Source organism: Streptomyces sp. NPDC101165 (genome assembly GCF_044768135.1).
GTDB lineage: Bacteria > Actinomycetota > Actinomycetes > Streptomycetales > Streptomycetaceae > Streptomyces.
Map to the genome: position 1 here is coordinate 592,129 of NZ_JBIWPG010000001.1, position 20,523 is coordinate 612,651.

Below are 20,523 nucleotides of genomic sequence, written 5' to 3' on the forward strand. Positions count from 1 at the left end.
CCCACCCTCCAGGGCACCTTCGGCATGGTGTCCTCCACCCACTGGCTGGCCTCCCAGTCGGCGATGGCGGTCCTGGAGGACGACGGCAACGCCTTCGACGCGGCCGTGGCCGGAGCGTTCGTGCTGCACGTGGTGGAGCCGCACCTGAACGGGCCCGCCGGCGAGGTGCCGATCCTGCTCGCCCCGGCGGGCGGCGAGGTCCGCGTGCTGTGCGGGCAGGGTGTGGCCCCGGCCGGTGCGACGGTCGCGCACTACAAGGGGCTCGGTCTGGATCTCGTACCCGGCACCGGACCGCTCGCGGCCGCCGTGCCCGGCGCCTTCGACGCCTGGCTGCTGCTCCTGCGCGACCACGGCACCAAGTCCCTCGACGGCGTCCTGAAGTACGCCATCGGGTACGCCGAGCACGGGCACGCACCCGTGGAGAACGTCGGCGCGACCGTGGAGAGCGTCCGGGAGCTGTTCGAGACCGAGTGGACCTCTTCGGCCGAGGTGTACCTGCCGGGCGGCCGGGCGCCCCGGCCCGGGGAGCTGCTGCGCAATCCCGTGCTCGCGGCCACCTGGACGCGGCTGCTCGCCGAGACCGCGGGGGCCGGCGACCGGGAGGCGCGGATCGACGCCGCGCGCGAGGTGTGGCGTTCAGGCTTCATCGCCGAGGCGCTGGTACGGCAGGCCCGGCGGCCCACCCTGGACGCCAGCGGCGAACGGCACACCGGCACCCTCACCGCGGCCGACCTCGCCGGCTGGTCGGCGAGCTACGAGGCGCCGGTGACGTACGACTGGAACGGCTGGACCGTGTGCAAGGCCGGCCCCTGGAGCCAGGGCCCCGCCCTCCTGCAGCAGCTCGCCCTGCTCCCGCCCGAGCTGCCCTCCTACGGCTCGGCCGACTACGTCCACCTGCTGATCGAGGGCTGCAAGCTCGCCATGGCCGACCGTGAGGCCTGGTACGGGGACGCGGCCGAGGTGCCGCTCGCCGAGCTGCTCTCGGACGGCTACAACGCCGGGCGGCGTGCCCTGGTCGGCGCCAAGGCGTCGTACGAGCTGCGCCCCGGCAGTCCCGGCGGACGCCCCCCGCGCCTTCCCGCCCAGGCACGCGCGCGCGTGGAGGCCGGTCAGGACACCGGCTTCAACCCGATGGGCGTGGGCGAGCCGACCGTCGCCGAGCCCCGGGTCGCCGCCGACGGCAGCACCCGGGGAGACACCTGCCACCTGGACGTCGTCGACCGCTGGGGCAACATGATCGCGGCCACGCCCAGCGGTGGCTGGCTGCAGTCCAACCCGGTCGTGCCGGAGCTGGGCTTCCCGCTCGGCACCCGGCTGCAGATGGCCTGGCTGGAGGAGGGGCTGCCGAACTCCCTCACCCCCGGCCGCCGCCCCCGCACCACCCTCACCCCGTCCCTGGCCCTGCGCGACGGCGTCCCGGTGCTGGCGTTCGGCACGCCCGGCGGCGACCAGCAGGACCAGTGGCAGCTGCACTTCCTCCTCGCCGCCGTGCTGCGCGCCCCGGTCCGTGGCGGCCTCGACCTGCAGGGCGCCATCGACGCCCCGAACTGGCACAACGACAGCTTCCCCAGCTCCTTCTACCCGCGCGGCCTGCGCCCCGGCAGCGTGACCGTCGAGTCCCGCACGGCCCCGGACGTGATCGAGGAGCTGCGGCGGCGCGGCCACGACGTCACCGTCGGCCCCGCCTGGTCGGAGGGCCGCCTGTGCGCGGTGGCCCGGAACCCGGAGACCGGCGTGCTCTCGGCCGCGGCGAACCCGCGCGGGATGCAGGGATACGCGGTCGGCCGGTGACGGTGGGGGGGGTGGGTGACGGTGGGGGCGGCACCCGCTCTTCATCCGGATTCCACCTGGCGTCCATCGGACGGGCGGGGATTGTCAGTGGCGCGTGTTCTCATGGGAGGCATGATCCAAGACACGGAAACCATCGACGAGTTTCTCACCCGCTGCTCGGCAGACGTCGAGGAAGCGGTCCGCAAGGCCGCCGCCACCGAGATCCTGCCCCGCTTCCGCCGCCTCGCCGCACACGAGGTGGACCAGAAGAGCGGACCGCACGACCTGGTGACCGACGCCGACCGGCTCGCCGAGCAGCAGCTCACCGAAGCCCTCGGGGCACTGCTGCCCGGCTCGGTGGTGGTCGGCGAGGAGGCGGTGCACGCCGACCCGGCGACGTACGACGCGATCCAGGGCGAGGCGCCCGTGTGGATCATCGACCCGGTCGACGGCACCCGGCAGTTCGTGCACGGCGACGACGGCTTCTGCACCCTGGTCGCACTGGCCCACCGGGGCACCGTCCTGGCCTCCTGGACCTACGCCGCCGCGCGCGACCAGCTCGCCACGGCCGTCCGCGGCCGGGGCGCCTTCCTCGACGGCGAGCGGCTGTTCGCGGGCCCGCCCGCGCCCGGTCGCGACCTCACCGTCGCCACCTCCCACCCCGACTTCACCACCGACGACCAGAAGCACGCGCTGCGCGCCCTGTGGACCGACGGCCTCGCCCCGCGCCCCTGCGGCTCGGCGGGCCTGGAGTATCTCGCCATCGCCCGGGGCGAGTTGGACGCCGTGGCGTTCTCCTGGGAGGCCGCCTGGGACCACGCCGCGGGCCTGCTCCTGGTCGAGGAGGCGGGCGGCCTCCACGTCACCCGCGCCGGCGAGCCGTTCCGGGTGACCGGTGCCAACGCGCTGCCGTTCACCGCCGCCCGGGACGCCGGCACCGCCCGCCGGATCGTGGATCTGCTGCGCACCGGCGCCTGAGCCACCCGGCCCCGGGGAGTGTCAGTCCCCCGGGCATATCCTGAACCTGAGTGGCCATCGGCTGACGAAGGGGTCCGAAGGTGCCGTCGATGCTCGATGCGGTCGTGGTGGGTGCGGGACCGAACGGATTGACCGCTGCCGTGGAGCTGGCCCGCCGGGGCTTCTCCGTCGCCCTGTTCGAAGCACGGTCCACCGTCGGCGGCGGCGCCCGCACCGAGGAGCTGACCCTGCCCGGCTTCCGGCACGACCCGTGCTCGGCCGCCCACCCCCTCGGCATCAACTCGCCCGCGTTCCGCGCGCTGCCCCTGGAGCGCTACGGCCTCCAGTGGCTGCACGCGGACCTGCCCATGGCGCACCCGTTCCCGGACGGCACCGCGGCCGTGCTGGCCCGTTCCGTCGCCGAGACGGCCGCCTCCTTCGGCCCGCGCGACGCGGGCGCGTACCGCAGACTGGTCAGGCCGTTCCTGCCCAGGTGGGACACGCTCGCCCGGGACTTCATGTCCCTGCCGCTGACCGCGCTGCCGCGCGACCCGGTCACCCTCGCCCGCTTCGGCCTGGCCGGGCTGCCGCCCTCCACCGTGCTGATGCGCCGCTTCCACGACGAGCGGTTCAAGGCCCTCTTCTCGGGCCTCGTCGCCCATGTCATGGCCCCGTTGAACGGCCTCGCCACCAGCGCCATCGGCCTGGTCTTCGCACTGGCCGCGCACGCCCGCGGCTGGCCCGTGGCCCGCGGCGGCTCCCAGGCGATCTCCGACGCCCTCGCCGCCTACCTCCAGGACCTCGGCGGCGCCGTGCACACCGACTACGAGGTCAAGCGCCTGGACGACCTGCCGCCCGCCCGCGCGTACGTCTTCGACACCTCGCCGGCCGCGCTCGCCCGGATCGCCGGCTTCGGCGGTTACTACGACCACTACCGCTACGGCCCCAGCGTCTTCAAGATCGACTATGCGCTGGACGGCCCGGTCCCGTGGACCGCACCCGAGGCCCGGGTCGCGGGCACCGTGCAGATCGGCGCGAGCAAGACCGAGATCGGCACCGCCCTGCGGGCCGCGTCCCGCGACGGCCGCGCCCCCGACAGACCGTTCATGATCACCGTGCAGCCCAGTGTGGCCGACCCCACCCGGGCCCCCGAGGGCAAGCACGTCTTCTGGGCGTACGGCCACGTCCCCAACGGCTGGACCGGCGACCTCACGGACGCCATGGAACGCCAGCTGGAGCGGTTCGCCCCCGGCTTCCGCGACCGGATCCTCGCCCGCGCCACCGCAGGGCCGGCCGAGATGGCCGCGCGCAACGCCAACTACGTCGGCGGCGACATCGCCTGCGGCGCGGCCTCCGGACTCCAGCTCCTGCTGCGCCCCAGACTGTCCCTGTTCCCCTACCGCACCCCCCATCCGGCCGTCTTCATCTGCTCCTCGGCCACCCCGCCGGGACCCGGCGTGCACGGCATGTCGGGGCACAACGCGGCGAAGGCCGTGTGGAGAAGGCTGAGGCAGGCATGACCACCATCACCCTGGCCCAGGGCGACATCACCCGGCAGAGCGCCGACGCGATCGTGAACGCGGCCAACTCCTCACTGCTCGGCGGCGGAGGCGTGGACGGCGCGATCCACCGCCGCGGCGGCCCCGCGATCCTGGAGGAGTGCCGGGGGCTCCGGGCCTCTCACTACGGCAAGGGCCTGCCCACGGGCCATGCGGTCGCCACCACGGCGGGCGATCTGGACGCCCGCTGGGTCATCCACACGGTGGGCCCCGTCTGGTCCGCCTCCGAGGACCGCTCCGACCTGCTCGCCTCCTGCTACCGGGAGTCCCTCCGCGTGGCCGACGAGCTGGGAGCCCGTACGGTCGCGTTCCCGGCGATCTCCACCGGCGTGTACCGATGGCCGATGGACGACGCGGCACGGATCGCGCTCGACACGGTGCGGGCCGCCCGGACAGCCGTGGAAGAGGTGCGGTTCATCCTCTTCGACGAGCGGGCGTACGAGGTGTTCGCCGCGCAGCTTCACTGACGGAAGCACGCTGCTGCCGCCCGACCGCTCCGTGCCTGGGCATGATTCAGCGGCCGCCAGGGGTCGGGGCGGTGTCGGGGTGGCGGGCCGGGGCCGAGGGCAGATCCAGGCCGCGGGAGACGACCAGCCGAGCGTTGCCCTCGGCCAGGCGGTAGGACAGGCCGACGACCGCCGTGCGCCCGGCGGCGACCTGGTCGGCCAGTTCACGGGAGCGCTCCATGAGGAAGTCGACCGTGTGCCGGACGTGTGTGGCGATGAAGTCGTCGTCCTCGCTCACGCCGGCGGCGTGAGCGGCCAGCACACTGGGTGTCACCCGCTCCAGCACGTCCCGTAGGTACCCGCGGGCGGTCGTACCGTCTGCCACGGCCGCGCGGGTCGCCGCGACCGCACCGCAGGCATCGTGGCCGAGGACGACGACCAGCGGACAGCCCAGCACCCTCACCCCGTATTCGACGCTGCCCAGGACCTCCGGTCCGGCCACGTGCCCGGCGGTGCGTACGACGAACAGGTCTCCCAGCCCCTGGTCGAAGATGATCTCGGCGGCCAGGCGGGAGTCGGAGCATCCGAGCAGTACGGCGAACGGGTGCTGGGCGGGGGCTGTGTCGGCGCGGCGGGTGGCGTCCTGGTTGGGGTGCTGAGGCGTACCGGCTGCGAAGCGCCGGTTGCCGGCCAGGAGCAGGTCGAAGGCTTCGCGCGGGGTGATGTCACTCATGGCCGCAGGCTACGACCGGAGCCCGCTCGTCGTCGCGCGGAGGCTCGGGGGTGGTGAGGCCGATGCCGGGGCCGTTCGCGCCGGAGGCGAGGGCGCCTTCGATGTGTCCGTCCGTCCCAGAACCAGGTTGCTCCCAGGTCGAGAGCCCGGTCCGCCGAGAGCCCGGTCCGCCGATGTGGTCGCGGGCCTCCAGGTTCTTCCAGACGCACGAGATGCCCCTGCACACGTATCCGGGGGAGCTGCCGGCTACCAGGTCCTGGAGGACTGGACCGAGCTGGGCCCGGGCTCGGCGATGGTCCCCCCGCTCCAAGCTCACCTCGCCCGAAGTCCCGCGCCGGCGGCTGATGGACCTGGGCCGTGGGGTACAGATCTCCTCCGACCGGCCGACGGACTCGCCGCCGCCCGCCGGCCATATGCACTGCCCTCCCTGTCCCCGCGAACACCGAAAGATGGAGTCATGCACGAACTCACAGCGCTGCTCCGCGAGTACGACCGTGCCCGCGCCTACACCGACGACCTGTGGAGAGACCTCACCCCGGACGAGGTGACCTGGCGCCCGCACGAGGACTCCAGTGCCATCGGCTGGCATCTCGGCCACCAGGCCCACGTCGCCCACTTCATGATCCGCAACCTCATCGCGGCCGAGCCCAGTCCGGACCCGGAGCTGGACGGGCTCATGGACTCGGCGAATCCGGAGAAGTTCCGCGGCGCGCTGCCCACCGTCGAGCGGCTCACCGCCTTCCGGGACACCGTCGCCGAACGCGTCCACGCCCGCATCGGCGACATCGCCGCCGGGAGGGTCGGCGCCCCCACCCAACTGGCCGTCGTCGGGACCCACCTGCTGACCGCACTGATCAACCACGAATACCAGCACGACCAGTGGATCAGCGAGGTCCGTGCCGACAACCTCGGCCACGCGCTCCCGCCCGACCCTGCCTCGGACCGGCTCAGCCGCGTCGACGGCTACCTCGTCCTCACCCTGCGCGACTGAGCCGCCCTCGCACCCGCCTCATCTGCCTTCCGAGGGCGGCGAAGCCCGGGACCCACGAGGAGGGCGCGACCAGGGGGAACCGGTGGAGACCATCCGCTACGGGCGCCTGCCGCAGGCTCGGTGCAAGGGCAGGCAGGCGTAGGGGGAGTGCGCCTGCCTGCCCCGGCGTGCGATACCCCGCCGGGAGGTCAGGGGCGGAAGAGGTACCGCGGGCCCCACGGAGGAGCCATCCCGTACAGCGAAGCGGGCGCGCGGGGTGTCACCCATGCCGGGGCGGCCTCATCCGCTGCCCGTGTGCAGCAGGTCCCCGTCAGCGCGTTCGCCGTGTTCGCGCGTCGCGATCCGGGCCAGCTTCGTCAGCATCATGCCGTTGCGGATCCTGACGACGTAGTCCACGGGGAGTCCGTGCATCCGGGTGCCGGGGCCGCGGAGCGGGTGCCAGTCGAGGACGAAGAGCGTGTGCTCGCCCCAGGGGATCAGGTTCATGGCGATGCGGGCCGCACCGAAGGGATCCGCCTTCGCCTCCAGCTCCAGGCGGTGCCGCGGCTCGCAGATGCGGACGACGCAGGTGTCGTCGAGGGTCAACGGGCCGGCACCGACCCGGACTCGCAGGCGTGCGCCCACGGCGGGCCAGTGCGGGTCCGCGGCGAGCACCTGCTGGGTTCCGGTCACCCACTCCCCGTAGCGATGGCCGTCGGCGAGCAGGCTCCAGACCTCGGACGGCGAGCTCAGGATCAGACGGCGGTTGCGGGCCACGCCGACCACACTCCTTCCGGAGATGCCTTCTGGCGGACGGGGGACGAGGGAGGGGGCTTCTCGACAGTAGCCGCGCGGTACACCCGGGGCATCCGGAGGAACTGTGGTGGCGGCCGCCCCGGTCGTCCCACAGGCTGGAGCCGGATGTGAACGCGCCGTCGCACACCGTGCCGCCAGGGCCCCGGGAGGACCGTATGACCGCTTCGTCGCCCGCCACCGACACACCGCCGGCCCGCTACGACGACCTGCGGGCCATGGTGATCAACTGCACCCTGAAGCGGTCGCCGGAGGTCAGCAACACCCAGGGGCTGATCGACCGGAGCACCGCCATCCTGGGCGCGCAGGGAGTGCACGTCGATGTCGTACGGGCGGTGGACCACGACATCGCCACCGGTGTGTGGCCCGACATGACGGAGCACGGCTGGGCGACCGACGCCTGGCCGGACCTGTACCGGCAGGTCATGGCGGCCGACATCCTGGTGCTGGCAGGCCCCATCTGGCTCGGCGACAACAGCTCGGTGACGAAGCGGGTGATCGAGCGCCTCTACGCCTGCTCCAGCCTGCTCAACGAAGCCGGCCAGTACGCCTACTACGGAAAGGTCGGCGGCTGTCTGATCACCGGCAACGAGGACGGCGTCAAGCACTGCGCCATGAACGTGCTCTACAGCCTGCAGCACCTGGGATACACCATCCCGCCCCAGGCGGACGCCGGTTGGATCGGCGAGGCGGGCCCCGGCCCCTCGTACCTCGACCCCGGCTCGGGCGGTCCGGAGAACGACTTCACCAACCGCAACACCACCTTCATGACCTGGAACCTGCTGCATCTGGCGCGGTCGTTGAAGGATCTCGGTGGCATCCCCGCCTACGGCAACCAGCGCACCGCCTGGGACGCCGGCTGCCGCCGCGACTACGAGAACCCCGAGCACCGGTAGGGCGGCGCGGGGCCGGTCCGGGACATCGCGCGGGGACGCGGACATGCTCGTACGGTGAAAGAAGGACGCCCTTGTTCACCCGTACGGGCGTGTGTCCCAGGAGGTTGAACCGATGACCACCGCCGCAGAGATCATGCATCCCGGGGCCCAGTGGATCCCGGCGACCGAGACCCTCGACCGGGCCGCGCAGCTGATGGCCCGTCTGAACGTGGGTGCGCTGCCCGTCAGCGACGCCAACGAACGACTGTGCGGCATCGTCACGGACCGTGACATCGTCGTGAAGTGTGTGGCCAAGGGCCACGATCCTTCGAAGGTGACGTGCGGAGACCTGGCCCAGGGCACGCCGCGCTGGATCGACGCGAACGCGACCGTCGAGCAGGTGCTGGACGAGATGTCCACGAACCAGATACGCCGACTGCCCGTGATCCAGAAGAAGAAGCTCGTCGGCATCATCAGTGAGGCCGATCTGGCCCGGCACCTGACGGACCGCCAGATCCACGACTTCGTCGAGAGGGTCTATGCCTGACCCCGACCGAGGTCAGCCACCCAGGAGCCGGCGCTTCTGGTTCTCGAACTCCTCTTCCGTCAGGACCCCTTGTGCCTTCAGGTCGGCCAGCTGCTTGAGCTGATCGATCCGCTGAGTCATCTCGTCAGGGGCGGCGGACTGCGCTGCGGGAGGAGCGGGAGGAGCAGGCGGCGCCGGCTCCTGCTGCTGTGCATAGGCCTGCTGCTGCTCGTAGTCCTGCTGCGCCCATCGCCCCGCCTGCCGTCGCGAGACGCGGTTGGACACGGCGGTGGCGGTTCCGGCGACGACGGCGGTGCGTGCGACGCCCCGAAGCAGTCCGGGCATGTCGGTCATCTCCCAAGATTCGGTCCGGCCGTTCAGCCGGCCGGTGTTCGGTCACGCCGTTCGGGCGACCGGTGTCGGCGCGGCCGTTCAGGCGACCGCGGAGCCGCCGGGGGGAGTCGTCTCCTCCGTGGCGTCCAGGGACGCCAGCAGGGCCTGCACCGGGATACGGCCGCTCGCGACGAGCTGGGCCCCACTGCGCCTGAGCGCGCGGGCCAGGGGAGCGGCCCACACGTTCTCGTACACCAGCACAGCGGCCGAGTTGCCGGGCTCCAGCGCATTGCCGGCCTCGTCCAGGTCGCTCTGGTCCAGCACGCCGGCCGAGGCGCCCTCGAAGACGGTCAGATCGACCTCGTCGCCGAGGTCCCGCAACTCCAGTGCGACGACCGAGCCGTCGGTGTCCTTGCGGAGGAAGGCGAGGTCGATGATCCGGACGAGGCCGCGCTCGACCAGATCCACCAGCAGGGGGAAGGCCTCGCCCGTCATGCGGTTGCCGGGGAACTCGATGACCAGATAGTCGACCGGGCCCATTTCTTCGATGCCGTTCATGGCCACTCCTCGGGAACAGGGGAGGGGGGCCGTCCGCGGCTCCGTGGCAGCGCCCTCGCGTCGGCGGTCGTCAGCCCTCCTGGCCATTGCAGCACGCGCCCCAGAGCCGCGCACATCCGCGCGCGACACCCCCTCCGCCCCGGCCTCCGGGTGCCGCCGGGTGTCCCGGCCCCCACTCTGGTCGGAGGGCACGGAGTGTCGAAGGGAAAGGCGCGTCGAAGGGAAAGGCGTGTTGAAGGGACATGAGCAACGCCATGCCGACCACGAGTGCGCCGACCCCGAGCAGGCGTCGGTCGTACCGCCGAAGCGCGCCCGCGGGACCCTGATGCGACGGGGCGGGCAGGGGAAGCGGCGTCCCGGGCCGGGGTGGTGGAAGCGGCGCAGCACCGAGCTCGTGGCCCGGGCGAAGACGCTGCACCGGGAGGCGGAGACCCGGTTCCCGTTCGTCACCCATCTCATGGACCGCATGGTGTCCGTGAACATCTTCGACTCCGCCACCCGGCTGGCCGCGCAGTGCTTCCTCACCGCCATCCCGCTGCTGTTCGTGGTCGCGGCCTACGCTCCGTCGTGGCTCAGGCAGCAGCTGGTCAGGTCCGTGCACGCGGTACTGGGCCTGACGGGTGACGCTCAGACCGAGCTGGAGAAGGTGTTCCAGCCGACCACGGAGGATCTGCGGCAGGCCACCGGCGTCGTCGGCGGACTGATGGTGCTGATCTCGGCCACCGCCGTCAGCCGGGCCCTGCAACGGCTCTGCAAGCGCGCCTGGGAGATCCCCAGAGCGGGCACCCGCGTCGCCCCCTGGCGCTGGGTGGCCTGGCTCCTCCTGTGGCTCGGGGCCATGATCCTGCAGGGCCCGATTCGCGACGGGTTCGGCCTGGGCGCCTGGCTGGGCATCCCCCTCACTCTGGTGACCCAGACGGGCCTGTGGTGGTGGACGCCGCATCTACTGCTCGGCGGCCTGATCACCTGGAAGCCCCTGCTGCCGGGCGCCGTGATCACGGCGGTCGTCCTGACCGTCCTGACGAGCACCGCGCCGCTGTACATGCCCAGGGCCATCAACCGCGCCCTGGCCGACTACGGCTCCCTCGGCCTGGTGTTCCTGCTGCTGTCCTGGATGATCGTGGTCGCCGTCGCGGTCGCCATCAGCATCAGCGCGGGCGCCGTCGCCGCACAGGAACCCCCACTGGCGAAGCGCCTGGGCAGCCCGCCTCCGCGGTGGAGCCGGGAGACCTAGGGCCTGCCTGACCGTTCCCGCCTGCCGCGCGGCGTCCGGCACGCACGCTCGCCACGCTCGCGCGGGGCCCCATCGCCGCCGCGCGGCCCCGCCCTCCGGCGGACGACGGGAATGGCCGGACAGGCCCTGGGCGTCCTCCATTCGGCCTGCCCAGCGCGCGCGGTGCCCGTGCGGCTGACGCAATGGGGGTTCAGGCATTCCCACCGCGCCGGAGGCACCGTGACCGAGCCGCCCGCCCCGCACCCCCCGAGCCCGGACGACGAGCCCAGAGCCGGCGGCGAGGAAGGGGCGCGCCGGAGCGGGGGCGGGGCGGCCGCGCGGGCCGCGCGCGGCACCGCCTCGGCCGTGCTGATCGTGCTGACCTGCATCCTCGTCCCCGTCGCCCTGCTCGCGGTCTGGGTGAAGGACATCGCACTCGACACCGACCGGTACGTGTCCACGGTCGCGCCACTGGCCACGGACCCCGCCATCCAGGACGCGGCGGTCCACCGGATCACCGAGGCCGTGGGCGCCCGGGTGGACGGCCCACAGGTCGCCAACGACATCGCCACCTGGCTCCAGTCCCAGGGGCTGCCGCCCCGCGCCGCCGACGCGCTCAAGGGCCTGGGGCCGCAGATCGACTCCGCCGTGAACCAGGCGGTGACCAAGATCGCCACCCGTGTCGTCGACAGCAACGTCTTCGCGACGACCTGGCGCACCGCCAACCGCGCCGCCCACCAGGCCGTCGTGCACGCCCTGACCGGCGAGGGCCGCGGTGCCGTCGGGGTCAGCGACGGCACGGTCACCCTGAACGTCGGTACGGCCGTCGACGAGGTGAAGAAGGAACTGGTCGACGCGGGCCTGAAGCCCGCCGAGAAGATCCCGGAGGTGGACAAGCAGATGGTGCTCTTCCACTCCGACCAGCTCGCCAAGGCCCGCAAGGGCGCGCACCTGCTGAACGTCGTCGGGAACTGGTTCCCCGTCCTCGTCGTCGTCCTCGGTGCCCTGGGCGTCTTCCTGGCCCGCCACCGACGCCGGGCCCTGGCACGCACCGCCCTCGGCGCCGCCTTCGCCTGCCTGGTGGTGGCCATCGCCCTGGTCGTCGCCCGCCACTACTACCTGGACCACCTGCCGCCCGAGGTGCAGTCGAAGGCCGCCGCCGCGGCCGTCTTCGACACCCTGCTCCGCTTCCTCAAGGTCAGCCTGCGGACGGCCGTCGTCCTGGGCGTGGTCATCGCCCTGGGCGCCTACCTCGTCGGGCCGGGCCGCCTGCCGGTGGCCATCCGGGGCACCTCCGACAACACCGCGGACTCCGCCGCCCGGTGGGCGGCCGCCCACCACATCCACACCGGGCGCGCCGGCTCCTGGGCGCTGGCCTACCGCAAGGGCCTCACCCTCGCCGCGCTGCTGGTCATCGCGCTCGTCTTCGCGCTCTGGAACCACCCGACCGTGCTCACGGTGCTGCTCCTGGTCGTCGTCCTGCTCGCGGTCCTGGCCGTGCTCGCGCTGCTCGCGGCAGGCGGCCGCACCGAGCAGGACGCCGCCCGGGCGGCGCCGCAACCGCCCGCCGACCAGCCCTGACGGCAAGAGCGGGGGCCGCCGGACCCGCGTGAACTGCGCCGGAGCGAGAAGACTGCGATTCTGATCCCGTGGAGCGTCGTCCACTGCCTCACGGACCGTGGTGGTGACCCGATGGCCATGAGTGAAGAGAACACCGGGGGACCGGCCGACCTGTGTGCCGATCCCCTGGGCGAGCCGTTCCTGCAGACACGGTTCGCCCCGCCGGCCAGGCCGGCCACCTTCCTGCGCCGCCCGCGGCTGGTCGAACACCTGGACAAGGCCCTCGGCACGCCGCTGACGATGGTCAACGGCTCGGCCGGGGCCGGCAAGACCCTGCTGGTCGCGGACTGGGCCGCCGGGCTCGGGCGGCCGGTCGCCTGGTTCACCAACGAGGCCGGGGACCAGGGCGTCGGCATGTTCTGGGCCTATGTGCTGCACGCCCTGCGCGCCGCCGGCGTACCGCTCTCGGCCGACATCGGCTGCCCCGCGGACGCGAGCCGCGTGGACCACAAGCTGCTGGCACGCCTGGCCGACGAACTCAGCGGCCATGACCGGCCCGCGATCCTCGTGCTCGACGAGTTCGACCGCCAGACCGCCTCCCAGACCGCGGAGCAGCTGGAGTTCGTCCTGCACCACGCCGGGCCCGGACTGCGGCTGATCCTCGTCACCCGCACCGAACCGCTGCTGCCGCTGCACCGCTACCGGGCGGCCGCGGCCATGACCGAGATCCGGGACGCCGAGCTGGCCTTCACCCCCGACGAGGCGGCCGACCTCCTGGAGCTGCACGGCCTGCGGCTCCCGGCCGAGGCCACCCGGGCCGTGGTCGAGCGCACCCGGGGCTGGGCCGCCGGGCTGCGCCTGTGCGCCATGGCCGCCCAGGAGAGCGAGGATCCCGAGGCCTACCTCAGGGAGTTCGAGGCGGGCCGGAGCGCGGTCGCCGACTTCCTCCTCGCCGAGGTGCTGAAACGGCAGACGGCCCGCACCCAGGACCTCCTGCTGCGGGTCAGCGTCGTGGACCGCTTCTGCCCCGCGCTGGCGGAGGCGCTCACGGGCCGCAGCGGCCTCGAACCGGTCCTGGCCGGGCTGCACCGGCAGAACGCGTTCGTCGAGGACCTCGGGCACGCCTGGTACCGGCTGCATCCGCTGTTCGGCGAGATCCTGCGGGCCCATCTGCGGGCCCGGCATCCGGGCCTGGAGCCGGAACTCCACCGGCGGGCCGGGGAGTGGCTGCGGGCCACCGGGTCCCTGCCGGAGGCGCTGGCGCACGGCGCCGCCGCGGGCGACTGGGAGTTCACCGCCGGTGCCCTGGTCGACGACCTCGCGATCGGGCAGCTCTTCACCGGGCTGCGCGCGGACGACCTCGGCGAGTTGTTCGCGCGGATGGGGCCCGAGGCCGAGGGGGCGGCCCCGGACGTGGTGCGGGCCGCCCGCGACCTGGCCGAGCACGATCTCGAACGCGGCCTGAACCATCTGCGCCAGGCCGAGGAGCAGCTGGCCGAGGAGGAGCCCGATCCCGCACTCCGGCTGAGCTGCGTGCTGCTGGAATCCCTGGCGGCCCGGCTGACCGGCTCGCCCTCCCGGGCCGAGAAGGCCGTGGCCACGGCCGAGGAGCTGCGCCACGAGGTACCGGCCCACCTCCTGGAGAAGCACCCGGAACTCACCGCCCTGCTGCTCACCCATCTGGGCTCGACCAGGCTGTGGGCCGGCAGCTTCGACGAGGCCCGGGCCGCCCTGTCCGAAGTGGTCGGCTGCCCCAGCGGCGTCGCGACCGCCCTGCCCCGCCAGGACTCCCTCGGACACCTGGCGCTGATCGACTACCTGAACGGCTGGCTCGGCCGGGCCGAACGCAAGGCGCTGGCGGCGCTCAGCGAGACCGAACAGTTCGGTCTGCACCGGCCCTCCGGCGCGGATCTCGGGCGGCTGGTGCTGGCCGCGGTGGCCGTGGACCGCGACGACCTCACGCAGGCCCAGGCCCTCCTGGAGGAGGCGGGCGACTCCGGCCCCGCCGTGCTCGACCCGGTGACGGCGGCGGGCAGATCCCTCGTGACGGCCCGGCTGCTGCTGGCGCGGGGCGACCCACGGGCCGCCGCTGAGGCCGCCGGCCCCGCCGTCCCGGCCGACGTGACCTCCCCGTGGGCCGAGGTCCACACGGCGCTGGTCACCTCCGCCGCCCATCTGGCCGAGGGCCGGCCGGACACCGCCGCGAAGGTGCTGGACGACGTGCCCTACGGCACCGAGCCGGCGTACGCGGCGGAGCTGGCGTGGGCCCAGCTCGCCGCGGGCAACCGGGACGCGGCCCTCGACCTGGTGGACCAGTTGCACACCCGGAGCCGTACCGGCCCGGGGGTGAGCGTCTGTGCCGCGCTGGTGCGCGCCCGTGCCGCGCAGGACGCCGGGGACGTCGCCACCGCCCGCAAGCTGCTCGCCCGGGCCCTGCTGGAGGCCCGGAAGGAGCGGCTGCGGCGTCCGTTCCTGGACGCCGGACCACGCATCCGGCACCTGCTGGACACCCCGCCGCTGCAGAGCCTCGCCGCGGGCTGGCTCACCCCCGGCGACCCCGCTCCCCGCGTGGCCGAGGAGCGCGCGCCGCTGGTCGTCGAGGAACTGAGCGGACGCGAGCTCGAAGTGCTGCGGCGCCTGGGCCAGATGATGTCCACGGAAGAGATCGCCGCCGACCTGTACGTCTCCGTGAACACGGTCAAGACGCACCTCAAGAGCGTCTACCGCAAGCTGGGTGTGAACCGCCGCGGCGAGGCGGTGCGGCGGGCCCGTGAACGGGGACTGATGTGAGCCGAGGTGGCGGCGTGGGACATTGGCGAGCCCTGATCGTGCTCGGGACGGCCCAGTTCCTGATGGTCCTGGACACGTCCGTCATGAACGTGTCCATCAGCCAACTGGTCGAGGACTTCCACACCGAGGTCACCTCGATCCAGGCGGTCATCACGCTGTACGCGCTGGTGATGGCCGCATTCATGATCATCGGAGGCAGGCTCGGCGACATCCACGGCCGCCGTCGCCTGTTCCTGCTCGGCCTGGTCGTCTACGGCATCGGGTCCGCCCTGACCGCGCTGGCGCCCACCCTGTGGGTCCTCGCGCTGGGCTGGTCCGTCATCGAGGGCCTCGGGGCCGCGATGGTGCTGCCGGCCATGGCGGCCCTGGTCGCCGAGGCCTACCGGGGCAGGGACCGGGCGGTGGCCTACGGCGTGATCGGCGGGCTGGCGGGCGCCGGCATCGCCGTCGGCCCACTGCTGGGCGGCTGGGTGACGACGTACCTGACCTGGCGGCTGGTCTTCGCCGGCGAGGTCGTGGTCGTCGTCGCCGTGCTGTTGTGCCACCGGGTGATCGGCGAGTCCGCGCGGACCGGACCGCCGCCCCGGCTGGACGGGATCGGTGCGGCGCTCTCGGCGGCAGGACTGGGGCTGGGCGTGCTCGGGGTGCTGCAGAGCAGCACCTGGGGCTGGGTGAAGCCGCGCAACCCGCCCTTCACCGTCCTCGGCTTCGCGCCCACCCTGTTCGTCGTCGCTGCCGGGGTGGCCGTGCTGTCCCTCTTCGTGCACTGGGAGCGCCGACGCGAGGCCAAGGGCGCCGACCCGTTGGTGCACCTGTCCCTGCTCGGCGTGCCGCCCCTGCGATCCGGTCTGCTGACCCTGCTGAGCCAGAACCTGATCCTGCTGGGCCTGTTCTTCGCCATCCCGCTGTATCTGCAGGTGGTGCAGGGCTTCGACGCCTTCCAGACGGGGCTGCGGCTGCTGCCGGTGTCCGTCACGATGCTCATCACCTCCCTGACCGCCGCCCGGCTCGGCCGTACCTTGGGGCCGCGTCGGGTCGTACGGCTGGCCCTGCTGATGCTGGCGGCGGCCATCGTGTGGCTGCTGGCCACCATCGACCCGGTCATCGACGACGCCCAGTTCGCCGGGGCCATGGCGGTGCTCGGCATCGGTATGGGACTGCTCGCCTCGCAGCTGGGCAACGTTGTCCAGTCCAGCGTGGGCGAGGCGGAACGCAGCGAGGTCGGCGGCCTGCAGTTCACGGCGCAGAACCTCGGCTCGGCGCTGGGCACCGCACTCATCGGGTCGATCCTCATCGGCGCGCTGGCGCACGCGTTCACGGTGCAGGTGCGGGACAACCCCCAGCTGTCGGACGAGGCGCGCCGGCAGACCGGAGTGGCCCTGGAGGCGGGCGTCAACTTCGTGCCGACCGACCAGGTGCGCTCGGCGGCCGAGCAGTCCGGACTGCCGCCGTCCGAGGTCGACGCCGTCACGGAGTCGTACGCCGCGGCACAGCTCGACGGCCTGAAGGCGGCGATCTTCGCCACCGGCGGGATCACCCTCGCGAGTCTCCTCGTCACACCCCACCTGCCGACCGCACCTGCCCGGCGCCCGCGGCCGTCGAAGGGTGGCGCCCCGACCGGCGTCCCCGAAGCCACCGAGTGAGTGCGAAAGGCCACGGCGATGTCCTCGACCGACGACACCACAGCACTGGCAGGCCGTGCCGGGCGTCGCGCCCACGCCGACTACACGGGCGCGGTCTACGGGTCGATGCTCGCCGCGTCCGTGGTGATCGGCGCCGGCAGCCTGGGTCAGTTTCCCCGGCTGCAACTGGTGGTGCTGCTGGTGCTCACCGGCCTCGTCTTCTGGGTCGGGCACGTCCACGCGCAGCTGTTCGGCGCCCACCTCGCGCAACAGCCCCTGGACCGCCCGACGATCGTGCGGGTGTGCCGCGAGGAGTGGCCGATCGTCAAGGCTGCCGTCCCGCCGGCCCTCGCCGTCGCCGTGAGCCCGCTGCTGGGCCTGGGCCTGGAGGGTGCGGTCTGGCTGGCGGTCGCGGTGGCCGTGGCCGGGCAGGTGGGCTGGTCCGCGGCCGGGGCGCGGAAGGCGGGAGCCTCCTGGCGGCTGGTGTCGGTCACCGCCGCGATCAATCTGCTGCTCGGCCTGGTGATCATCTCGTTCAAGCTCGCCCTGACGCACTGAACCCGGACCCCGGATCACCTGTGCCGGGTGAGGCCGGGCGCCGCCCGGCGGAGCAGCATCGCAAGAAGACCGCAGCAGGCCCGCGGCGGGAGAACGGCACATGCGCTACGAGATCCGTGTCGATGGACTCATGTCGGAGACGCTGACCAAGGCCTTCCCTGAACTGGACCATGTGAAGATGTCCGGTCAGACGGTGCTGTTCGGTCGCATCATCGACGAGGCGCACCTCTACGGACTGCTGACCCGCTTCCAGTCGCTGGGGCTGCGGGTCGTCGAGATGCGGCAACTGCCGGAGTGACAGCGGCACTCACAGCACCGCCGCCTTGATCCGGCCCGAGCGTGCCGCCTCGCGCAGGGTCGCGAAGTCCCGCTCGTTCTGGTCCGCGTACGCCTGCGCGAAACCGGTCAGCGCGCGGTCGAAGCGGTCGTTCCCGCCCAGGTACGCGGCGATGGCGACGGGATCTCCGGAGCGGGCGTGGGCCCGGGCCAGGGAGGCCCCGCACACCTGGCCGAACAGGTTCAGCAGGGGCGGATCCATGGTGTCCGGCCGGGCGATGCCCTTCCAGTCGCGCAGCTGGCGTACGTAGAAGTCCCGCCCACGCCCGTCGAAGCCCACCACATGCGTCCAGCCCAGGAAGATGTCGCTGGTGGTCTGGATGAGCCGCTGCCCGGTCACCACTCTGCGGCCCTGGTTGTCGTACCGCTCGCCGCCCGTGTGCGCCGCGAGCACCGACTCCTGCGCCTCCTTGGCCTGCAGCAGCAGGGGATCGTCGTCGTCCCGGCCGAGCAGGAGCAGGATCCAGCACCGGGTGCCCACGCTGCCGACGCCCACCACCTTCCGGGCCAGGTCCACCAGCCGGTAGTGACGCAGCAGGTGCCGCCGGTCCGAGGGCAGCGTGCGCGCGTAGTCCTCCAGCAGGGTCTGCAGCTCCTTGTCCTCGTTCCGCCGGGCGGCCGAGTCCTGGAGATCCCGCAGCGGGATGATCAGCGGCGGGTCCGGGGTGATCCGCCGCCCCTCGGGCGTGCGCCGGGTGAGCTTGGCGAAGGCCTCCATCGAGGTGCGGGTACGGGCGCGCGCGGTCGCCTCGGCCGTACGGCGCCTGCTCTCCTTGTCCATCGCGGAGGCCAGCAGCGCGCGCATCCGGTCGGTGGCGTCCTGGGCGTACCAGATGTCCAGCGTGCGCATGCCGGCGAACTCCCGCATCCGCTCCCGGTAGGCCTCCACACACGTGCGCACCGCGTCGTCCTGCTGCCTGGCCGGGAAGCCGTTGGCGCGGGCCGCGATGACGAAGCTGGCCGCCAGCCGCTTGACATCCCACTCGAACGGCCCCGGAAAGGTCTCGTCGAAGTCGTTGATGTCGAAGACCAGATGGCGCTCCGGCGAGGCCAGCAGCCGGAAGTTCAGCAGATGGGCGTCTCCGCACAGCTGCACCTGGAGCCCGGTGTCGGGCAGCGGGCCGAGGTCCGTCGCCATCACCGCGGCGGCGCCCCGGTAGAAGCGGAACGGTGACTCGAGCATCCGGCCGTAGCGGATCGGCACCAACTCGGGTACCCGGGTGGCCGACTGACGCTCCAGCACATCGACGACGTCGGGGCGGTCCGGCGCGGGCTCGAACACGCTGTGCGCCGAACGCGGGGCACGATTACGGGCGTCGCGGCCTTGGGCCGCTCGCTCGGCCAGTGACGAGGAGCCGGTGACGGCGCTCGGTGCGGTCATGATCCACTCTCCAGTTCCGGCGGCCAGCCGTCCGCTCCCGGCCCCGGCTGCCGCGGGGGCGGCAGGACCGCGAACGGCCCGCCCGCCCGTGCACCCACCCCACCGCCGCGGCCGGGCGGAGGGATCACCCGTGGTGGGTGACCCGGCGCACCCGCCCCGCGCGGCACGCTGTTCCGGTGAGGGGTTGCGCACGCCGCCCCCGCCGGCGGTCCGGCGGCGACCCGTTCGATCGCGCGAGGAGGAGCCATGACCGAGTCGCGTGGTCCGGTACCGACCGGACCGCCGCACCCGTCCGACGGGACGACAGCCGGCCCCGGAGACGCCATGACGGCGTACGCCGGGTCGTGGACCTGGATGCTGGGGTCGGCCGTCGTGACGTTCGTACCGGGCGTGCTGATCCTCGTCTGGCCGGACGAGACGCTGCACGTCCTGGCCGTTCTCATCGGCCTCTATCTGTTGCTCGCCGGCGCGTTCCGGTTCGTCATGGCGTTCGGCCGCGAGGAGCACGGCGAACGTTTCGCCGGAGTGCTGATCGCGGTGCTCTTCGTCCTGGCCGGCGTGCTCTGTCTGCGCAACCCGCTGCAGACCATCACCGCCCTGTCGCTGATCGTCGGGCTCGCCTGGCTGGCATCCGGCATCGTGACCCTCTACACCGCGCTCTCGGCCAAGGACCTCCCGCACCGCGGTGTCGTCCTGGCCGCGGCGGTGCTCGGCATCGTCGCCGGGATCGTGGTGCTGGCCCTGCCCACCGAGTCGGCGCGGGTGCTGACCCGGCTGCTCGGCCTGTGGCTCGTCCTGCTGGGCCTGGCCGAGGTGTGGGTCGCCTTCTCGTGGCGGTCCGCGCTGCGCCGGAGCGGCGTGCTGCCGGGCGCTTCGGACCAGGGGGAGTGAGCGGGCGGGGGAGACCCCGCCCACCGTCCTCACCCGCCACGATCACCCGCCTCGGGTGAGGACTCTCCCGCCTCGCCGTGTGCACGCTGAAAACGGCAGAGACCGGCCTGAGAGCTTCAAGAGCTCTTCCGGGCCGGTGCCCCGGACAGAGGAGAGAGCATGAGCGCGACGAACTACCTCGCGTACGACTATCCGCTGCTGAGCGCCTTCTGGACCATGCTGTGGTTCTTCCTGTGGATCATGTGGTTCATCATCCTGTTCCGGGTCCTCGTCGACATCTTCCGTGACGACGACCTGAGCGGGTGGGCCAAGGCCGGCTGGACACTCTTCGTGATCTGTCTGCCCTTCCTGGGCGTCCTCGTCTACGTGATCGCCCGCGGCAAGGGCATGGGGAAGCGGGAGATCCAGCAGGCGCGCGCACAGCAGCAGGCCTTCGACTCCTACGTCCGGGAGACCGCCAAGGGCGGCGCCCCGACCAGCAGCGTCGACGAACTGGCCAAGCTCTCCGAGATCCGGGCCCGCGGCGACATCACCGAGGACGAGTACCGCAGGGCCAAGGAACTGGTTCTCAGCGGCGCCGGACCGGCGCAGCGCCCCGGCTCCACCCCCACCACGTCCGGACACTGAGCACC

The 20,523-nt window shown here is 72.8% G+C and carries 20 protein-coding genes; 15 read left to right on the plus strand and 5 right to left on the minus strand.

Annotated features, from left to right (window positions below; all coding sequences use genetic code 11):
* Positions 1–24: 24 nt before the first annotated feature.
* From ACIRVH_RS02560 to ACIRVH_RS02575, 4 genes are all read left to right on the plus strand, one after another.
* Positions 25–1,791 carry a gamma-glutamyltransferase family protein gene (locus tag ACIRVH_RS02560; protein ID WP_403947803.1) on the plus strand — a complete coding sequence of 589 codons (1,767 nt, stop codon included), beginning with the start codon at positions 25–27 and terminating at the stop codon, positions 1,789–1,791.
* A 111-nt stretch (positions 1,792–1,902) separates the two neighbouring features.
* A complete protein-coding gene (locus ACIRVH_RS02565) occupies positions 1,903–2,748 on the plus strand; it encodes an inositol monophosphatase family protein (RefSeq protein WP_403947479.1) in 846 nt (281 codons plus the stop codon).
* An 89-nt stretch (positions 2,749–2,837) separates the two neighbouring features.
* On the plus strand, positions 2,838–4,247 hold the full coding sequence (locus ACIRVH_RS02570; protein ID WP_403947481.1) for a phytoene desaturase family protein: 1,410 nt from the start codon (positions 2,838–2,840) through the stop codon (positions 4,245–4,247).
* Positions 4,244–4,753, plus strand: a complete 510-nt coding sequence (locus tag ACIRVH_RS02575) for an O-acetyl-ADP-ribose deacetylase (protein WP_403947483.1) — start codon at positions 4,244–4,246, stop codon at positions 4,751–4,753. Before ACIRVH_RS02570 ends, ACIRVH_RS02575 begins: the two co-directional genes overlap by 4 nt.
* A 46-nt stretch (positions 4,754–4,799) precedes the next feature.
* On the opposite strand, the gene ACIRVH_RS02580 is transcribed toward ACIRVH_RS02575, so the two are convergent.
* The gene (locus tag ACIRVH_RS02580) at positions 4,800–5,465 is read right to left on the minus strand and encodes a carbonic anhydrase (protein ID WP_403947485.1); all 666 of its coding nucleotides are present in this window, start codon (positions 5,463–5,465) and stop codon (positions 4,800–4,802) included.
* A 457-nt stretch (positions 5,466–5,922) separates the two neighbouring features.
* Here ACIRVH_RS02580 and ACIRVH_RS02585 point away from each other — a divergent pair, with 457 nt between their 5' ends.
* The gene (locus ACIRVH_RS02585) at positions 5,923–6,456 is read left to right on the plus strand and encodes a DinB family protein (RefSeq protein ID WP_403947487.1); all 534 of its coding nucleotides are present in this window, start codon (positions 5,923–5,925) and stop codon (positions 6,454–6,456) included.
* 279 nt (positions 6,457–6,735) lie between these two features.
* Here ACIRVH_RS02585 and ACIRVH_RS02590 read toward each other — a convergent pair whose 3' ends face one another.
* Positions 6,736–7,212 carry an SRPBCC family protein gene (locus tag ACIRVH_RS02590; RefSeq protein ID WP_403947489.1) on the minus strand — a complete coding sequence of 159 codons (477 nt, stop codon included), beginning with the start codon at positions 7,210–7,212 and terminating at the stop codon, positions 6,736–6,738.
* 194 nt (positions 7,213–7,406) lie between these two features.
* Here ACIRVH_RS02590 and ACIRVH_RS02595 point away from each other — a divergent pair, with 194 nt between their 5' ends.
* Complete coding sequence (locus tag ACIRVH_RS02595) at positions 7,407–8,144, plus strand: flavodoxin family protein (protein WP_403947491.1); 738 nt, start codon at positions 7,407–7,409, stop codon at positions 8,142–8,144.
* 112 nt (positions 8,145–8,256) lie between these two features.
* Positions 8,257–8,670: a CBS domain-containing protein gene (locus ACIRVH_RS02600; protein WP_403947493.1), complete on the plus strand. Its 414-nt coding sequence runs from the start codon at positions 8,257–8,259 to the stop codon at positions 8,668–8,670.
* A 12-nt stretch (positions 8,671–8,682) separates the two neighbouring features.
* Here ACIRVH_RS02600 and ACIRVH_RS02605 read toward each other — a convergent pair whose 3' ends face one another.
* Both ACIRVH_RS02605 and ACIRVH_RS02610 read right to left on the minus strand, forming a co-directional pair.
* Complete coding sequence (locus ACIRVH_RS02605) at positions 8,683–8,994, minus strand: SHOCT domain-containing protein (protein ID WP_403947804.1); 312 nt, start codon at positions 8,992–8,994, stop codon at positions 8,683–8,685.
* 87 nt (positions 8,995–9,081) lie between these two features.
* On the minus strand, positions 9,082–9,540 hold the full coding sequence (locus tag ACIRVH_RS02610) for a DUF6325 family protein (RefSeq protein WP_403947495.1): 459 nt from the start codon (positions 9,538–9,540) through the stop codon (positions 9,082–9,084).
* Positions 9,541–9,769: 229 nt separating this feature from the next.
* On the opposite strand from ACIRVH_RS02610, the gene ACIRVH_RS02615 reads away from it, so the two are divergent.
* The 6 genes from ACIRVH_RS02615 to ACIRVH_RS02640 all read left to right on the plus strand — a co-directional run bounded on the left by ACIRVH_RS02615 (position 9,770) and on the right by ACIRVH_RS02640 (position 17,581).
* The gene (locus ACIRVH_RS02615; RefSeq protein WP_403947497.1) at positions 9,770–10,774 is read left to right on the plus strand and encodes a YhjD/YihY/BrkB family envelope integrity protein; all 1,005 of its coding nucleotides are present in this window, start codon (positions 9,770–9,772) and stop codon (positions 10,772–10,774) included.
* A 219-nt stretch (positions 10,775–10,993) separates the two neighbouring features.
* Complete coding sequence (locus ACIRVH_RS02620; protein ID WP_403947499.1) at positions 10,994–12,334, plus strand: hypothetical protein; 1,341 nt, start codon at positions 10,994–10,996, stop codon at positions 12,332–12,334.
* Positions 12,335–12,445: 111 nt separating this feature from the next.
* Complete coding sequence (locus ACIRVH_RS02625; RefSeq protein ID WP_403947501.1) at positions 12,446–15,103, plus strand: LuxR C-terminal-related transcriptional regulator; 2,658 nt, start codon at positions 12,446–12,448, stop codon at positions 15,101–15,103.
* Positions 15,104–15,117: 14 nt separating this feature from the next.
* A complete protein-coding gene (locus ACIRVH_RS02630) occupies positions 15,118–16,746 on the plus strand; it encodes an MFS transporter (RefSeq protein ID WP_403947503.1) in 1,629 nt (542 codons plus the stop codon).
* Between the two features lie 18 nt (positions 16,747–16,764).
* Positions 16,765–17,283 (plus strand): hypothetical protein, encoded by a 519-nt coding sequence (locus ACIRVH_RS02635; protein ID WP_403947504.1) that lies wholly within the window; start codon positions 16,765–16,767, stop codon positions 17,281–17,283.
* Positions 17,284–17,383: 100 nt separating this feature from the next.
* Positions 17,384–17,581: a hypothetical protein gene (locus tag ACIRVH_RS02640; RefSeq protein WP_386576123.1), complete on the plus strand. Its 198-nt coding sequence runs from the start codon at positions 17,384–17,386 to the stop codon at positions 17,579–17,581.
* Between the two features lie 9 nt (positions 17,582–17,590).
* On the opposite strand, the gene ACIRVH_RS02645 is transcribed toward ACIRVH_RS02640, so the two are convergent.
* Entirely contained in the window at positions 17,591–19,000 is a 1,410-nt protein-coding gene (locus tag ACIRVH_RS02645) for a DUF2252 domain-containing protein (protein WP_403947506.1), read from the minus strand.
* Between the two features lie 246 nt (positions 19,001–19,246).
* On the opposite strand from ACIRVH_RS02645, the gene ACIRVH_RS02650 reads away from it, so the two are divergent.
* Positions 19,247–19,891: an HdeD family acid-resistance protein gene (locus tag ACIRVH_RS02650; RefSeq protein ID WP_403947508.1), complete on the plus strand. Its 645-nt coding sequence runs from the start codon at positions 19,247–19,249 to the stop codon at positions 19,889–19,891.
* Positions 19,892–20,050: 159 nt separating this feature from the next.
* Positions 20,051–20,518: an SHOCT domain-containing protein gene (locus tag ACIRVH_RS02655; protein ID WP_403947510.1), complete on the plus strand. Its 468-nt coding sequence runs from the start codon at positions 20,051–20,053 to the stop codon at positions 20,516–20,518.
* Positions 20,519–20,523 lie beyond the last annotated feature (5 nt).

What these genes read in the sequence shown, in the direction of transcription:
- ACIRVH_RS02560 (WP_403947803.1), top strand. Translation starts at nt 25, where the DNA reads ATGGTGTCCTCCACCCACTGGCTGGCCTCCCAGTCGGCGATGGCGGTC.
- ACIRVH_RS02565 (WP_403947479.1), top strand. Translation starts at nt 1,903, where the DNA reads ATGATCCAAGACACGGAAACCATCGACGAGTTTCTCACCCGCTGCTCG.
- ACIRVH_RS02570 (WP_403947481.1), top strand. Translation starts at nt 2,838, where the DNA reads ATGCTCGATGCGGTCGTGGTGGGTGCGGGACCGAACGGATTGACCGCT.
- ACIRVH_RS02575 (WP_403947483.1), top strand. Translation starts at nt 4,244, where the DNA reads ATGACCACCATCACCCTGGCCCAGGGCGACATCACCCGGCAGAGCGCC.
- ACIRVH_RS02580 (WP_403947485.1), bottom strand. Translation starts at nt 5,465, where the DNA reads ATGAGTGACATCACCCCGCGCGAAGCCTTCGACCTGCTCCTGGCCGGC.
- ACIRVH_RS02585 (WP_403947487.1), top strand. Translation starts at nt 5,923, where the DNA reads ATGCACGAACTCACAGCGCTGCTCCGCGAGTACGACCGTGCCCGCGCC.
- ACIRVH_RS02595 (WP_403947491.1), top strand. Translation starts at nt 7,407, where the DNA reads ATGACCGCTTCGTCGCCCGCCACCGACACACCGCCGGCCCGCTACGAC.
- ACIRVH_RS02600 (WP_403947493.1), top strand. Translation starts at nt 8,257, where the DNA reads ATGACCACCGCCGCAGAGATCATGCATCCCGGGGCCCAGTGGATCCCG.
- ACIRVH_RS02605 (WP_403947804.1), bottom strand. Translation starts at nt 8,994, where the DNA reads ATGCCCGGACTGCTTCGGGGCGTCGCACGCACCGCCGTCGTCGCCGGA.
- ACIRVH_RS02610 (WP_403947495.1), bottom strand. Translation starts at nt 9,540, where the DNA reads ATGAACGGCATCGAAGAAATGGGCCCGGTCGACTATCTGGTCATCGAG.
- ACIRVH_RS02625 (WP_403947501.1), top strand. Translation starts at nt 12,446, where the DNA reads ATGGCCATGAGTGAAGAGAACACCGGGGGACCGGCCGACCTGTGTGCC.
- ACIRVH_RS02635 (WP_403947504.1), top strand. Translation starts at nt 16,765, where the DNA reads ATGTCCTCGACCGACGACACCACAGCACTGGCAGGCCGTGCCGGGCGT.
- ACIRVH_RS02640 (WP_386576123.1), top strand. Translation starts at nt 17,384, where the DNA reads ATGCGCTACGAGATCCGTGTCGATGGACTCATGTCGGAGACGCTGACC.
- ACIRVH_RS02645 (WP_403947506.1), bottom strand. Translation starts at nt 19,000, where the DNA reads ATGACCGCACCGAGCGCCGTCACCGGCTCCTCGTCACTGGCCGAGCGA.
- ACIRVH_RS02650 (WP_403947508.1), top strand. Translation starts at nt 19,247, where the DNA reads ATGACCGAGTCGCGTGGTCCGGTACCGACCGGACCGCCGCACCCGTCC.
- ACIRVH_RS02655 (WP_403947510.1), top strand. Translation starts at nt 20,051, where the DNA reads ATGAGCGCGACGAACTACCTCGCGTACGACTATCCGCTGCTGAGCGCC.